A 13568-nucleotide genomic window follows, 5' to 3' on the forward strand; every position below is an offset into this window, starting at 1 on the left:
CTATGGTTATCGGATGTTAATGTTTTTACTTTAATTTTTTAGAGGTGTGTCACAAAAATTTGACCGGAAATGACATCTTGCAGGCGGGATGTAACATGCAGCGGCGCGATAACTCGCGCCGCCACGCGTGATTTAGCGCACCGCTTCCAGTACGCGGTAAATCACATTCGACAATTCGTTAATTTCGAATTTTGCTACATAACCATCGGCCCCGACTTTGCGCACATGGTCTTCGTTAGCGCTGCCGGAAAGGGAAGAGTGGATCACTACCGGAATATGGCGCAGCACATCATCACGTTTGATGTTACGCGTCAGGGTAAAACCGTCCATCTCTGGCATTTCGAGATCCGTCAGCACCAGCGCAATTTTGTCATGGATTGACTGACCCGCAGCCTGTGCTTCCTGCTGCATCTGGGTGATTTTCTGCCACGCCTCAAGACCGGTGTTGTGCATGATGGCGGGGATGCCCATGCTTTTCAGACCCTGCTCCAGCAGCTGACGCGCCACTTTGGAGTCTTCCGCCACAATCGCGACCTGGCCTGGCTTGAGGTTGAAGTTTTTCACCGTCTCTTCGCCCGGCTCTACGCCGCGTACCGATGGGATGATGTCATACAGGATCTGTTCGACATCCAGCACCATGGCCAGATTGTTGCTGTCACCGTCGCTATCGAGGCAGGCAATACTGGTGATATTGCGGCTACCGATGCCCGCCTCAGCGGTGTGCACCTGATTCCAGTCGAGACGCACGATGTTTTCCACGGATTCCACCGCGAAGGCCTGGGTGCTGCGCGCATATTCTGTCACCAGCAGCAAATTCAGCCCGGTTTCCGGGGTACAACCGGTCACGGCAGGCAGGTCGATCACCGGAATAAACTGATCGCGAATGCTGGCCATACCCAGCAAAGGTGACTGCATACCCGCAGCACGGGTGATATTCGGCATTGGTACGATTTCACGCAGTTTGAATACGTTAATCCCGTACAGTTCGGATTTGCCTTTCCGCTGATCGGAGCCGAGGCGGAATAGCAGCAGTTCGAATTTGTTTGATAACGCGAGGTTAGCGCGTTCATCGATCTCTTTCTGGAAATTATCCATCCTGGCCTCGCTCAGGGCTGTGTTAAGGGCATGGCAACATCGCCGTGATCGAGTTATCGGCAGGTTGGTTAAAAAATAGAGAGTGGAGAGGGGAATTTTAGCGTGAAGGCGATCGCCCTCACGCTGGCCGGATCATTTCAGCAGAATGGCACGCACGCTTTTGCCTTTGATCTTGCCTTCTTTTAGCTTAATCAAGGCCGCTTTGGCCTGGGAGGCCGCAATCGCCACATAAGCATGGGTAGGGGTGAGATCGATCTTACCGATCTGATCGGCATTGAAACCGGCCTCGCCCGTCAGTGCGCCGAGGATATCTCCGGGACGGATTTTGGCTTTGCGGCCACCATCGATACACAGCGTCATCATCGTGGCAGGCAGCGCTTTCACCGCATTACCTTTCAGGGTACTGGCGGCAACCCATTTGAGCTTCTGTTGCAGATAATCTTCCAGGGCATGGGCGCGCACCATCTCATCGGCGGCGACAAAACTGACCGCCAGACCGGTTTCTCCGGCGCGGCCAGTACGACCAATACGGTGCAGGTGCACTTCCGGATCCCACGCCAGCTGGAAATTCACCACCAGCGATAGCGCTTTAATGTCCAGACCACGGGCTGCCACATCGGTAGCGATCAACACCCGGCTGCTGCCGTTGGCAAAACGGATCAGCACGCGTTCACGATCGCGTTGTTCCAGATCGCCATGCAGGGCGAGGGCGCTAATCTGCCGATCGTTCAGGGCGGCGGCAATGTCATCGCACTCACGTTTGGTGTTGCAGAACACCACACAGGAAGCGGGTTGCTGCTGGCTGAGCTGCGCGCTCAGCAGATTGATACGTTCGCTGGCGCTGACTTCGATAAACTGCTGTTCAATGGCGGGTAGTTCGGCTTCGGTTTCGGTCGCCACTGCCAATGCGTCACGCTGATAGCGCTCGCTCAGACTGGCGATGCTATCTGGCCAGGTGGCGGAAAACAGCAATGTCTGACGGGATGCCGGGGTAAAGCCGATAATGGCTTCCATGTCGTCACGGAAACCCATCTCCAGCATACGATCTGCTTCATCCAGCACCAGAGTTTGCAGCTGGCTGAGGTCGAGGTTGTCGCGCTTCAGATGATCAAGGATACGGCCCGGCGTACCGACCACGATATGCGGGGCGTGCACCAGTGAATCGCGCTGCGCGCTCATCGGCTGACCACCGCATAACGTCAGAATTTTTATGTTACGCGTGAAACGCGCCAGCTGACGTAACACGTTGCTAACCTGATCTGCCAGCTCGCGCGTCGGGCACAATACTAACGCCTGAGTATGAAACTGGCTGTTTTCAATCCGTTGCAGCAGACCGATACCAAAGGCGGCGGTTTTGCCGCTACCGGTTTTTGCCTGCGCACGCACGTCGCGCCCCTGCAAAATGGCGGGCAGGGCGGCAGCCTGAATTGGCGTCATGGCGTCAAAACCCATCTCGCGCAGGTTGTCGAGTTGGCTGGCGGGCAGTTGCGTCAGGGTAGAAAAAGCAGTCACGGAACAGTCTCTGATATCGGGCGGAGTTGCGGCGGCCAGTCTGGCAGAAAGGGGCGGTCTCATCAATGATAAATCACGCGGGGGCAGTGAGGTGATTACTGACGGGAACCAATAAAAATCTGGAAATATTTGGTTTGTTTTTCGACATAAATCATCGCAAAGTTTTGATGTTTTTTCCGAAATTTCTGACAGTCTGAAAATCTGCATCAGACAAAAAAGACTGACTTTACAGCAAAATGGTTGCAGGTTAACACCAGGATCACCCTCATTCACTGATGTTATGCTTATCTTTCCTGTCTGTTACAGGAAAATCTGATTAAACGAGGCGGTCACTCTGTTTTATATTTAGCGCGCCATTTGGCAAATATAAAACAACTTCAGAGGTCACTTCATTGAGTCACTACGTTCAGGGACATAACGAGGACATTCTGAAAATCGTCGGCCGCGCCGTGTTGACCCTACACATTCATGGAGAGACGCTGTCATCTGACAAAGTCAGTTCCATGATTGCCTGTTACGCGGAAGAAGAGCCTGTCAGCGACGAAGAAAACCAGCGGCTCTATGCGCTGGCTATTCAGATGTTATCGTAATCATCCAGCATGGCATGGGATGCAGTCGTCTATGCCTGATTATTCCTAAAGCCTCCGCACCTGGAGGCTTTCTTGTTTCAGAAGATAGACTTCGATAGCTTATTGGTCCTACCAATTGGCTTTAAATGTTGCCATGTCGTCACATAACACGAAAAATCACCCCAGCCTCGTTGCTTTAGATTAACAATGCGTTAACTATCTGGAGCCAGAAAGCCCGGTTAGCTGAATTTTGGTCGGACCAATTTGGCTAAAAACAGCGGCAAATCACGTGTGGTGCACCTCTGATGCGTCACGCAGACTTCTGGTGACCTCTGGAGATCGCAGTATGCAAGTCTGGCAACAAAATTATGATCCTCTCGACAATATCTGGCTCTCCAGCCTGGTGGCGGTGATCCCGATTGTGTTCTTTTTCTTCGCGCTGATTAAGCTCAAGCTGAAAGGCTATCAGGCGGGGACGGCGACGGTGGTACTGGCACTGCTGGTGGCCTTGCTGCTGTACGGTATGCCGGTGGGGCAGGCGCTGGCCTCGGTGGTTTATGGTTTTCTCTACGGCCTGTGGCCGATCGCCTGGATCATTGTCGCGGCGGTGTTCGTTTACAAAATTTCGGTGAAAACCGGTCAATTCGACATTATTCGTGCTTCGATTCTGTCGATCACCCCGGATCAACGTTTGCAGATGCTGATTGTCGGCTTCTCATTTGGTGCCTTCCTTGAAGGGGCTGCGGGTTTTGGCGCACCGGTGGCGATCACCGCCGCGCTGCTGGTAGGGCTGGGTTTCAATCCGCTGTATGCCGCTGGCTTGTGTCTGATCGTCAACACCGCGCCGGTGGCGTTTGGCGCGATGGGGATCCCGATCATTGTTGCCGGGCAGGTCACCGGGCTGGACAGCTTCCATATCGGACAGATGGCAGGGCGTCAGCTTCCGTTCCTGACCATCATCGTGCTGTTCTGGATTATGGCGATTATGGATGGCTGGCGTGGGGTGAAAGAAACCTGGCCGGCGGTGATGGTGGCGGGGGGATCGTTTGCTATCGCCCAGTTCCTCAGCTCTAACTTCCTCGGCCCGGAACTGCCGGATATCATTTCCTCGCTGGCATCCCTGATATGCCTGACGCTGTTCCTGCGTCGCTGGAAACCGGTGAGGATTTTCCGCTTCAATGATGTGGGCGCTTCGCTGGTGGCTCAGAACCTGTCACGTCAGCGTTATAGCGCCACGCAGGTCATCCGCGCCTGGATGCCGTTCCTGTTTCTCACCGCCACCGTTACGCTGTGGAGTATCCCACCGTTCAAAGCGTTGTTTGCCAAAGGCGGTGCGCTGTATGACTGGGTATTCACCTTTCCGGTGCCGTTGCTGCATGAACTGGTGGCGCGTATGCCCCCGGTGGTCGGTAGCGCGACGCCCTATCCGGCGCTGTTCAAATTTGATGTGGTATCAGCGACCGGTACCGCGATTCTGGTGGCGGCAGTGCTGTCAGTGATTTGGCTGCGGATGAAGCCGCAAGCGGCGCTGGAAACCTTTGGCGAGACGCTAAAAGAGCTGGCGCTGCCGATTTACTCGATTGGCATGGTGCTGGCCTTCGCCTTTATCTCCAACTATTCCGGTCTGTCTGCCACCTTAGCGTTGGCGCTGGCCCATACCGGCGATGCTTTCACCTTTTTCTCACCGTTCCTCGGTTGGCTTGGCGTGTTCCTGACCGGCTCGGATACCTCTTCAAACGCGTTGTTTGCCGCTTTGCAGGCGACCACGGCGCAACAGATTGGGGTGTCCGATGTGTTGCTGGTGGCGGCCAATACCACCGGCGGGGTAACGGGCAAGATGATTTCACCACAGTCAATCGCCATTGCCTGTGCCGCCGTTGGGCTGGTGGGCAAAGAGTCGGACCTGTTCCGTTTTACCGTCAAACATAGCCTGATCTTTACCTGCATGGTGGGGGTGATCACCACGCTACAGGCTTATGTCTTAACCTGGATGATTCCATGACAGAAAACACGCCGCGTTTAGCGGAGACGTTGCGGGCGCGGTTGCGCGCCTGGATTGATGAGCACCAGCTGCAACCCGGCATGCGCCTGCCGGCAGAGCGGCAGCTGGCGGCTGAGTTTGGTGTTTCGCGCTCGTCGCTGCGTGAGGCCATTCAGCAACTGATCAGCAGCGGCGTGTTAATCAGCCGACGCGGCGGTGGCACCTGGCTTTGTGAGCCGCAGGAGCCGTGGTCAGAACAACGTATTGTTGCCCCGATTCGTCAGCTGCTGGCTGACGATCCTGATTACCGTTATGACATCCTCGAAGCGCGTCACGCCATTGAAGCCAGCACCGCCTGGCATGCGGCGTTACGCGCTACAGAGGCGGATAAAGAGAAATTGCAGTACGCCTTCGATGCCACGCTGAAACTGAGTGAGCGTGATGATCCCGATTTGGCCGCTCAGGCTGACGTGCGTTTTCACCTTGCCATTGCCGAAGCCTCGCACAATGTGGTGCTGTTGCAGACCATGCGCGGCTTCTTCGAACTGCTGCAATCTTCCGTGATGCAAAGCCGCCAGCGCATGTATACCCAGCCGGTGATTTTTGACCGCCTGACGGAACAACATCAGGCTTTGCTGAACGCGATTCTGGCGGGGGATGCTGAAGCGGCACGCCTCGCGGCGATGGACCACCTCGGCTTCGTCCACACCACCTTAAAAACCCTGCATGAAGATGAAGCCCGACAGGCGCGCATTACCCGTCTGCCGGGGCATGAACTGGATAAACGCAAGGACAAATCCTGATGATCATTTCTGCTGCTAGTGACTACCGCGCCGCGGCGCAACGTATTCTGCCGCCGTTCCTGTTTCACTATATCGACGGGGGGGCCTACGCTGAGCATACGCTGCGGCACAATGTCTCGGACCTCGCGGAAATCGCGTTGCGCCAGCGCGTGCTGAAGAACATGTCCGATCTCAGCCTTGAGACCAAATTGTTTAATGAAACCTTATCGATGCCAGTGGCACTGGCACCGGTGGGGCTGTGCGGCATGTATGCCCGGCGTGGTGAAGTGCAGGCAGCACGCGCCGCCGCGTTAAAAGGTATTCCGTTTACTTTGTCGACGGTGTCGGTGTGTCCGATTGAAGAAGTGGCTCCGGCGATTAATCGTCCAATGTGGTTCCAGCTGTATGTGTTGCGCGATCGCGGTTTTATGCGCAATGCGCTGGAACGCGCCAAAGCGGCGGGTTGTTCAACGCTGGTGTTTACCGTGGATATGCCCACGCCCGGGGCGCGCTACCGTGATGCGCACTCCGGGATGAGCGGGCCAAATGCGGCACTGCGTCGTTACTGGCAGGCGGTGACCCATCCGCAGTGGGCGTGGGATGTCGGTTTGCATGGCCGTCCGCACGATCTTGGCAATATCTCCACCTATCTCGGCAAACCGACCGGGCTGGAAGATTATATTGGCTGGCTGGCCAATAATTTTGACCCGTCGATTTCGTGGCAGGATCTGGAGTGGATTCGTGAATTCTGGGATGGTCCGATGGTGATCAAAGGCATTCTTGATGCAGAAGATGCGCGCGACGCGGTGCGGTTTGGTGCTGATGGTATCGTGGTCTCCAACCACGGTGGGCGTCAGCTGGATGGCGTGCTGTCCTCCGCACGGGCGCTGCCAGCTATTGCCGATGCGGTGAAAGGCGATATCACCATTCTGGCGGACAGTGGCATTCGCAGCGGTCTGGATGTGGTGCGGATGATCGCCCTCGGTGCCGACAGCGTGCTGCTCGGTCGTGCTTTCCTGTATGCGCTGGCGACACAGGGTCAGCGTGGCGTTGAGAATCTGCTGACGCTGATTGAGAAAGAGATGAAGGTGGCGATGACGCTGACCGGGGCGAAAACCATTGCGGATATTACGCGGGATTCACTGGTTCAGGCTAACGCGCTGCTGTCCGAAGCGGGGCTGGCTCCGGCGCGTCCGCGCGCGGTGAGTTGATCCGGCAGAGTGAAGGGCGTTGTCTATACTTACTCCCTGTCTGACTAACAGGAGGAATGACATGACCATTCATAAGAAAGGATCGGCCCATTGGGAAGGTGACATCAAAGGCAAGGGAACCGTCAGTACCGAAAGCGGCGTGTTGAGCAACCAGCCTTATGGCTTTAACACACGCTTTGAAGGGCAGAAGGGCACTAATCCGGAAGAGTTGATTGGTGCCGCGCACGCAGCCTGTTTTTCCATGGCACTCTCCCTGATGCTCGGCCAGGCCGGACATCCGCCAAAAAGCATTGATACGACTGCGGATGTCTCGCTGGACAAGCAAGGTGAAGGCTTTGCCATCACCAAAATTGCCCTGACCAGCAGCGTATCGCTGCCCGGTATTGATAAAGCCCAGTTTGATGAAATTATTCAGAAAGCCAAAGCCGGTTGCCCGGTGTCCCAGGTACTGAATGCCGAGATCACTCTCGACTATACCCTGAATAATTGATCGCCTCAGCGGCGGACCAGAGCTAAACTCGACGATGCGCCTGCGGGCGCATCGTTACGTTCAGCCATCCGGGAGGGTGCGTGGCAAAATATCTGGCTGCGAAGAAACACTGGAAAATGGTTTTGGTATTGTTGTGCATCTGCGGGGCGTTGCTGCTGATTCGCTGGGCGGCAATGATATGGGCTTAAAAGACTGGATTAGCCGCCACAAACTCGGTGTGCTGGTGATGGTCATTCTGGTACTGGAGCTGGTGCATTATTTGCTCACTGCCAGCTGGTTGCCGTGGCAGCTGGGCCAGGCTTAGGCGTATTCGTTGTCCGGCCGCGCGCTGCGTACGTTACTGCGCGCAATACGATAGGCTTTGCGCGGATCCCCCACCACAAATTCGAAGGTGGGTGAGTAATAAAAGGGCAGCCAGCCGCCATAGCCGCTCTCCCACTCCCAGCGTACCGGGCAGGGCCAGAGAATGCCGTCATACAAAATGTAATAAACCCAGCGTCCGTTCGGACGACGGGGGCGAGAAGTCTTCATGGGATTCACAACGGTAAAAGTGTACAACAGCTTATATTTTGAACGCGAAGCCGCGTACTTGCAATGCCGTCTGGTTAATTTATACACAGACAGCAGACTCGCCGGCACCAAATTAACGGTGTACTTCACCGCAAATCAGTACCACTTTGGGCCGGACTTTATGAATCCGGTCCGCCATTTGCTCACAGGCCACTTTGGTCGGATAAATATATTCCGACACGGGCAAGGCATCACAGGCATCGTGCCCACAAGCGCTCACTAATAAAACAAAACCAATCAACATGGTTTGGCTCCTGATACACATTTTCTCTGGTACGGAAAGTGTGACTGTTTGTTCCTTTTTTACGATCCAGTATAGCCAAACGAAACGGGAGCATCTTATCAGCCTGAGCGGCTTTTTTTACCCGAATTTCGATATTATAACTGCACCAGGGCTTAACAGCAGCGCAATCTGAGCTAAACTGTGCGGCCCTGGAAAAATGAGAAGTGAGTCAAAGATGTCTACTGAAATTGCCCACCCGGACAGCAGCCCGAAACAAGCCGCCCTGCAACTGGTGATTGAGCTGGTGCGTGCCGGGAAACTCAGCCCGCTGCATGGCGATGCCTCGAATATGATTTCAATCTACGAACAATTCAAAAAGCATTTCGAAGCGCAGTAGCGGCGCGATTTATCGCGCTCAGCGGTGCATCAACGCAAAGGCGCACGATAAATCGTGCCGCTACAAAATGGTTTGATGTGTTAAAGGTCTCTGCGGCGCGAGTTATCGCGCTGTTTTTATGCGTAATACCAGACCGGCAGAATAGCGATAAGGTTATTCAGCGTGTGCAGGAACACCGGCAGTGCCAGGCTGTTACTGCGCAGGCGCGCGTAGCACAACAGCAGTGAGAACAGCGTCAGCGCCACGATGGTTTCCCAGTGCACGTACTGTGTGTGCATCACGGCGAACAGCAGCGACGTCAGCAGCATGCAGGCGAAGCGGCTTTTCGGTGCCCACAGCAGAAAACCCTGTAGCAAAAATCCCCGAAACAACACTTCTTCAAATACCGGTGCCAGCAAAACTGCCGTCAGCAACAGGATCAGCATTGAATTGCGTCCCTGCTGGGTTTGCGCCACCAGCCAGCCTTCCGGTTGCAGGAACTGGGTTTGTGCGGCCATCAGAATAAACAACGCACCAATAAACATCAGCGTCTGGCCGGGACGCAGGTAGCCCAGCGGAATGTCATTACGACGCTGACAATAGAAGCGATACAGGGGGTAGATCACCGCAAATTCGAACAGACACAACACCGGTACCAGCAAACCATCATTCCGCAGCACCCCGTAGTTAGGAAACAGCGTAATCAGCATGGTGACGAGGTAATAAACCACAAAGCTGCCAACGTAAAACAGCGTCAACGTAACTTTGTCGGATTGGGTGTCCATAGGCGACTCAGCGAGCAGAGGAAAACGCATAGTAGCAATGGCGGTGATCGCTGTCGAGGTGGCGGCGCGCAGTTTTCTGTTGCTCAATTATTCTGCCATTGGGCTAAATCTGCTGCGTGTCACGCCGATAACCGAAAAAACCATTACAGGCGTCGCTGCGTGATTGAAACGCAGCCTGCCACCTCTTTCCGCTGTCTGTTTTTCGCGAGCATTACGCATGAATTCTGAGTTTCACCGGGATACGTTGTTGTCTGCCAGGGACAACATGGAAGCGCACACGGTGCGTGTGACGCGGCGTAGCCTGCGCACGCTGACTGTGTTGCTGTTTGGTGTCCTGATACTCTCGATGCTGATGGTGCTGGTGATTGCCCATCGCCAGAATATTGCATCGGTCGGGCATGACGAGATGATGCTGCGTCAGGCGTGGCAGGCGCGTCAGCAGGAGATGCTGGTTGATGTGCGGGATTATGCCTTCTGGGATGACGCTTATAAGCATCTGCATCAACAGGTGGATAAAGTCTGGGCGTTCGATGAAGAGAACGTCGGGCCGGGATTATATAAGGAGTATCACTACCAGGGCGTGTTCGTGGTTGATGGTGCGGGCCAGACGCGCTATGCGCTGATCAATGGCGAGCTGGCGGATACCACGCTGGAAGCCTGGCTTGGCGCGCAAGCCGCTCCTCTGCTGGCGACCGCAGGTAAACTCACACATGATGCGATCGCGCGCAATGCGCGGGTCAATAAACAACCCGCTATCGTGGTCGCTGCCCCTATTTTACCGGGTAAAGTCGCCAGTTTGCCGCTGCCTCCTGGCCCGCCCTCGGTGCTGGTTTTCGTCAATATCTTTACTCCCGCCAGGTTGCAGGCGATGGGCAAAACAATAGATGTGCTTAGCCCGCATGCACCAGCTGACGACCGGGATGCGCGCAGCGAACCTCGCCTGACCGAGCCGGTTCCCGGTGGAGAGCCACCGTTGGTGATTCGCTGGCAGCCTAAAAATCCGGGTATGGGTTTGATTTGGCTGCTGCTACCCCTGTTGCTGTTGACGGCGCTGACCATTGCGCTGGTGACACGGCGGGTGAGCCGCCATGCCTTATATAACGCGGTACTTTCCGATCGACGCTTTGAAATGCTGGTGATCAGTCAGCGTGAGCTGGCCGACAGCGAGGAGCGTTTTCGCGATTTGGCCGAAGCCGCCTCCGACTGGATTTGGGAAACCGACGATCAGGGACGCCTGTGCTATCTGTCTTCCCGTTTTAGCGAAGTGACCGGCCATGATGTGAAACGCTGGCTGGGGCGACATCTTGACCATCTGCTCAGTCATCCCAGCCACTCGCTGGTGGCCTGGCTGATGCGGCAGGGGGAGGATGTGCAGCGCGTGCCGCTGCGTTGCCAGTTTATGTCTGCTGCGGGAGAGCGCCGTATCGGGCAGTTGATGGCGAAAACCATTCGTCGTAACGGATTACGTGCCGGTTTTCGCGGTACCGTCTCGGACATTACCTATGAAGTCGATGCGCAGGCGCGCATCCAGTTCCTGTCACGGCATGACATTCTCACCGGGCTGGCAAACCGTATGCAGTTGCAGGAGTACCTGACTGCACATCTCGACCAGGCCACCGATGACGATCCCTTAATCGTGATCAGCCTCGATCTCGATCAGTTCAAGCCAATCAATGATACCTGGGGGCACACGGTCGGTGATGCGGTGCTGAACCAGATTTCACAACGCCTGCGTAGTCTGATGGGGGCGCATGAGCTGGCTGCCCGACTGGGCGGCGACGGATTTATTCTGGTGATGCGTGAGGCCTCGCGCGCGGGCGTTGAATACCGCTGCCGTGCCCTGCAACGTGCGGTGCATCAGCCGGTGTTGAGTGGTACACATCAGCTGAACCTCAGCGCCAGTATGGGAATTGTCTGTGCGCCACAGGATGCCAGCCAGCCGGAGGCGCTGCTGCGTCTGGCAGATATCGCGCTTGGACAGGCGCGGGCCGCCGGGCGTAATCAATGGGTGTGGTATTCCAATGAGATGTCGAGCCATTTGCAATCAAAACGCGAAATGGTACAGGCGATAGAAGCCGCCCTTAGCAACGAGGCTTTTAGCCTGCATTATCAACCGCGTTATCAGCTGCAAAGTGGTCAGCTGGCGGGGGCTGAAGCCTTGATTCGCTGGCAGGTGGCGGAGGACAAGTGGATCACGCCAGATCGCTTTATTCCCCTCGCGGAAGAGAATGGGTTGATTACCGCCATCAGCGATTGGGTACTGATGCGTGCGTGCACCGATGCCTGTGCGTGGGGCGAGCAACGTTATGTGTCGGTCAATATTTCACCGGTTGAATTTCGTACCAGCGATCTGGTGCAGCGCGTGGCTCATGCACTGGCTGTCAGTGGACTGCCAGCGACCCGTCTGGAGCTGGAGATCACCGAAAATATTACCTTTGAAAATCCGGACCGCGCACTGGAGATCATGCAGGGATTGCGGACATTAGGCGTGCGCCTCACCGTGGATGACTTCGGCACCGGCTATGCCGCTCTGGGTTACCTGAAAGCGTTTCCGTTTAACGGCCTGAAAATTGATCGTTCATGGATGAAGGAGTTTCCGGAGTCACAGCAGGCGCAATCGGTGGTGGCGGGGATTGTGGCACTGGCACGGGCATTCGCGCTGACTATCACAGCCGAAGGGATTGAAACAGAAGCGCAGTTGAACGAGTTGAAAGTATTGTCGTGCGAAGAGGGGCAGGGCTACTTTCTTGGGCGACCGATGCCGCTGGCGGCGTTCAGTGCGCTGCTGGAAAAACAGGATGTTTAACGAACTTTGACGGCCACGCAGGTCATCAAAATTGCCACAACGATAAAAATTGCTAATTCCATCATCATCACCTCAGATAAATCTTAGGTTATTTTACGCAATACCTGCTGAGATAATGGGCAAATTGTGTGATTAATCCGAAAAAATGGGGAAGGAGTCGCCATTTTACGAGGTTTTTCTGCTGGAAATCTTTGCGCATCACGGGCACGCTTAGTGACTCTCGGGCATCCGTTTGTCTGAAAATCCAGGAGGAGAAAACGTGAAATATTATGGAAAAGCGCTACTGGTGCTGGGATTTTTTGCCCTGACCGCCTGCCAGTCGGCGACCAAACCTGACACCGCGGCGGGGACGACCCAGGATGCGGAAAACGATATGTGCGGCGCATCGCAGTATCAAAACACTATCGGCCAGCCCTTATCGGTGTTGCATGACAAACGCTTTGATGTGCCGGTGCGCGCCATTCCGTGGAATTCGGCCGTCACCATGGACTTCAATCTGCGTCGTCTCAACTTTATGGCTGACCAGAGCGGCAAAATCAGCAAGGTCTATTGCGGGTAACATCAAACCGACATGGCATTGTCATCGGGCTGTCACAGCCTCAGGCGAGGATAGCAACGCATTTAGGAGATTTCCTCGTCACTCTCGAATATGCAATGCTCGTCTTGTTTCTTCCCGCTTCGGCGGGAATTTTTTTTACCCGTCATAATTCAAGTGGCAGGTGCGTTGGCTGTACTCGCTCACCCCAGTCACTTACCCTTGTAAGCTCCAGGGGATTCACTCGTTTGCCGCCTTCCTGTCACTTGAATTATTTAGGGTAAATATTACTCATGGGGGCGTGCTTCCAGCAGTTGTGCCAGCAGATTGCGATAACTTTGCAGTCGTTGCTCATCGCCCTCGAATTCCAGTTTGGCAATCACTCTGGCGATTACCGCTTTGCTGGTTGCGGGCTGACCATCATCCATCAACTCACGCATAATGGCGGCCAGCAGATCGGTCTCGTGCGGTGCATGCCATGCAGGACTGTTAAAATAGTCGGTAATCGCCCGACTGGCGCTGTTGGGATGCGTTCTCATAGCTGACCTCCGCAGAGACAACGATGCCCGCCGCCCGGAACAGGCAACCGCGGGGAGATAGTGGTTTATGCATGCTCGCTGACCAGAACGGGTA

16 protein-coding genes are annotated in these 13568 nt (G+C 55.1%); 10 read left to right on the forward strand and 6 right to left on the reverse strand.

What is annotated here, in order from left to right:
• Positions 1-132 precede the first annotated feature (132 nt).
• A complete protein-coding gene (locus AC6I8X_RS04580; RefSeq protein ID WP_313682608.1) occupies positions 133-1095 on the reverse strand; it encodes a chemotaxis protein in 963 nt (320 codons plus the stop codon).
• Between the two features lie 132 nt (positions 1096-1227).
• Positions 1228-2607, reverse strand: coding sequence for an ATP-dependent RNA helicase DbpA (gene dbpA / locus AC6I8X_RS04585; RefSeq protein WP_497840645.1), 1380 nt, complete (start codon positions 2605-2607; stop codon positions 1228-1230).
• A 392-nt stretch (positions 2608-2999) separates the two neighbouring features.
• Between dbpA and AC6I8X_RS04590 the strand changes: the two genes are divergently transcribed.
• The 7 genes from AC6I8X_RS04590 (at position 3000) to AC6I8X_RS04620 (ending at position 7944) form a co-directional block, all read left to right on the forward strand.
• Entirely contained in the window at positions 3000-3197 is a 198-nt protein-coding gene (locus AC6I8X_RS04590; protein WP_299457143.1) for a hypothetical protein, read from the forward strand.
• 325 nt (positions 3198-3522) lie between these two features.
• Positions 3523-5178, forward strand: coding sequence for an L-lactate permease (gene lldP, locus AC6I8X_RS04595; RefSeq protein WP_497840646.1), 1656 nt, complete (start codon positions 3523-3525; stop codon positions 5176-5178).
• Entirely contained in the window at positions 5175-5960 is a 786-nt protein-coding gene (lldR, locus tag AC6I8X_RS04600) for a transcriptional regulator LldR (protein WP_299457139.1), read from the forward strand. The genes lldP and lldR overlap by 4 nt, the downstream gene beginning before the upstream one ends.
• On the forward strand, positions 5960-7150 hold the full coding sequence (gene lldD, locus AC6I8X_RS04605; protein ID WP_313682613.1) for an FMN-dependent L-lactate dehydrogenase LldD: 1191 nt from the start codon (positions 5960-5962) through the stop codon (positions 7148-7150). The genes lldR and lldD overlap by 1 nt, the downstream gene beginning before the upstream one ends.
• Positions 7151-7211: 61 nt before the next feature.
• Positions 7212-7640: an OsmC family protein gene (locus AC6I8X_RS04610; RefSeq protein WP_084873003.1), complete on the forward strand. Its 429-nt coding sequence runs from the start codon at positions 7212-7214 to the stop codon at positions 7638-7640.
• 80 nt (positions 7641-7720) lie between these two features.
• Positions 7721-7828 carry a small membrane protein YniD gene (gene yniD / locus AC6I8X_RS04615; RefSeq protein WP_223300457.1) on the forward strand — a complete coding sequence of 36 codons (108 nt, stop codon included), beginning with the start codon at positions 7721-7723 and terminating at the stop codon, positions 7826-7828.
• On the forward strand, positions 7819-7944 hold the full coding sequence (locus AC6I8X_RS04620; RefSeq protein WP_276329367.1) for a hypothetical protein: 126 nt from the start codon (positions 7819-7821) through the stop codon (positions 7942-7944). Before yniD ends, AC6I8X_RS04620 begins: the two co-directional genes overlap by 10 nt.
• Here AC6I8X_RS04620 and AC6I8X_RS04625 read toward each other — a convergent pair.
• Positions 7941-8171, reverse strand: a complete 231-nt coding sequence (locus AC6I8X_RS04625) for a hypothetical protein (protein ID WP_084873005.1) — start codon at positions 8169-8171, stop codon at positions 7941-7943. The genes AC6I8X_RS04620 and AC6I8X_RS04625 overlap by 4 nt on opposite strands.
• 112 nt (positions 8172-8283) lie before the next feature.
• Positions 8284-8454 carry a hypothetical protein gene (locus AC6I8X_RS04630; protein ID WP_299457127.1) on the reverse strand — a complete coding sequence of 57 codons (171 nt, stop codon included), beginning with the start codon at positions 8452-8454 and terminating at the stop codon, positions 8284-8286.
• Between the two features lie 214 nt (positions 8455-8668).
• Here AC6I8X_RS04630 and AC6I8X_RS04635 point away from each other — a divergent pair, with 214 nt between their 5' ends.
• Complete coding sequence (locus tag AC6I8X_RS04635; RefSeq protein WP_313682618.1) at positions 8669-8830, forward strand: hypothetical protein; 162 nt, start codon at positions 8669-8671, stop codon at positions 8828-8830.
• Positions 8831-8946: 116 nt separating this feature from the next.
• On the opposite strand, the gene AC6I8X_RS04640 is transcribed toward AC6I8X_RS04635, so the two are convergent.
• The gene (locus tag AC6I8X_RS04640; protein WP_084873007.1) at positions 8947-9594 is read right to left on the reverse strand and encodes a CPBP family intramembrane glutamic endopeptidase; all 648 of its coding nucleotides are present in this window, start codon (positions 9592-9594) and stop codon (positions 8947-8949) included.
• Positions 9595-9811: 217 nt separating this feature from the next.
• Between AC6I8X_RS04640 and AC6I8X_RS04645 the strand changes: the two genes are divergently transcribed.
• Both AC6I8X_RS04645 and AC6I8X_RS04650 read left to right on the forward strand, forming a co-directional pair.
• Complete coding sequence (locus AC6I8X_RS04645; protein WP_497840647.1) at positions 9812-12400, forward strand: bifunctional diguanylate cyclase/phosphodiesterase; 2589 nt, start codon at positions 9812-9814, stop codon at positions 12398-12400.
• Between the two features lie 259 nt (positions 12401-12659).
• Positions 12660-12959 carry an I78 family peptidase inhibitor gene (locus AC6I8X_RS04650; protein WP_299457121.1) on the forward strand — a complete coding sequence of 100 codons (300 nt, stop codon included), beginning with the start codon at positions 12660-12662 and terminating at the stop codon, positions 12957-12959.
• Between the two features lie 263 nt (positions 12960-13222).
• On the opposite strand, the gene AC6I8X_RS04655 is transcribed toward AC6I8X_RS04650, so the two are convergent.
• The gene (locus AC6I8X_RS04655; protein WP_084873013.1) at positions 13223-13474 is read right to left on the reverse strand and encodes a biofilm development regulator YmgB/AriR family protein; all 252 of its coding nucleotides are present in this window, start codon (positions 13472-13474) and stop codon (positions 13223-13225) included.
• Positions 13475-13568 lie beyond the last annotated feature (94 nt).

It is taken from the genome of Pantoea sp. X-Soil-TKNS-1280 (assembly GCF_059730475.1).

Excerpts from the sequence above, each read along its gene's own strand:
- AC6I8X_RS04580 (WP_313682608.1), bottom strand. The coding sequence starts at position 1,095 with ATGGATAATTTCCAGAAAGAGATCGATGAACGCGCTAACCTCGCGTTA.
- lldP (WP_497840646.1), top strand. The coding sequence starts at position 3,523 with ATGCAAGTCTGGCAACAAAATTATGATCCTCTCGACAATATCTGGCTC.
- lldR (WP_299457139.1), top strand. The coding sequence starts at position 5,175 with ATGACAGAAAACACGCCGCGTTTAGCGGAGACGTTGCGGGCGCGGTTG.
- lldD (WP_313682613.1), top strand. The coding sequence starts at position 5,960 with ATGATCATTTCTGCTGCTAGTGACTACCGCGCCGCGGCGCAACGTATT.
- AC6I8X_RS04610 (WP_084873003.1), top strand. The coding sequence starts at position 7,212 with ATGACCATTCATAAGAAAGGATCGGCCCATTGGGAAGGTGACATCAAA.
- AC6I8X_RS04620 (WP_276329367.1), top strand. The coding sequence starts at position 7,819 with ATGGGCTTAAAAGACTGGATTAGCCGCCACAAACTCGGTGTGCTGGTG.
- AC6I8X_RS04625 (WP_084873005.1), bottom strand. The coding sequence starts at position 8,171 with ATGAAGACTTCTCGCCCCCGTCGTCCGAACGGACGCTGGGTTTATTAC.
- AC6I8X_RS04630 (WP_299457127.1), bottom strand. The coding sequence starts at position 8,454 with ATGTTGATTGGTTTTGTTTTATTAGTGAGCGCTTGTGGGCACGATGCC.
- AC6I8X_RS04635 (WP_313682618.1), top strand. The coding sequence starts at position 8,669 with ATGTCTACTGAAATTGCCCACCCGGACAGCAGCCCGAAACAAGCCGCC.
- AC6I8X_RS04640 (WP_084873007.1), bottom strand. The coding sequence starts at position 9,594 with ATGGACACCCAATCCGACAAAGTTACGTTGACGCTGTTTTACGTTGGC.
- AC6I8X_RS04645 (WP_497840647.1), top strand. The coding sequence starts at position 9,812 with ATGAATTCTGAGTTTCACCGGGATACGTTGTTGTCTGCCAGGGACAAC.
- AC6I8X_RS04655 (WP_084873013.1), bottom strand. The coding sequence starts at position 13,474 with ATGAGAACGCATCCCAACAGCGCCAGTCGGGCGATTACCGACTATTTT.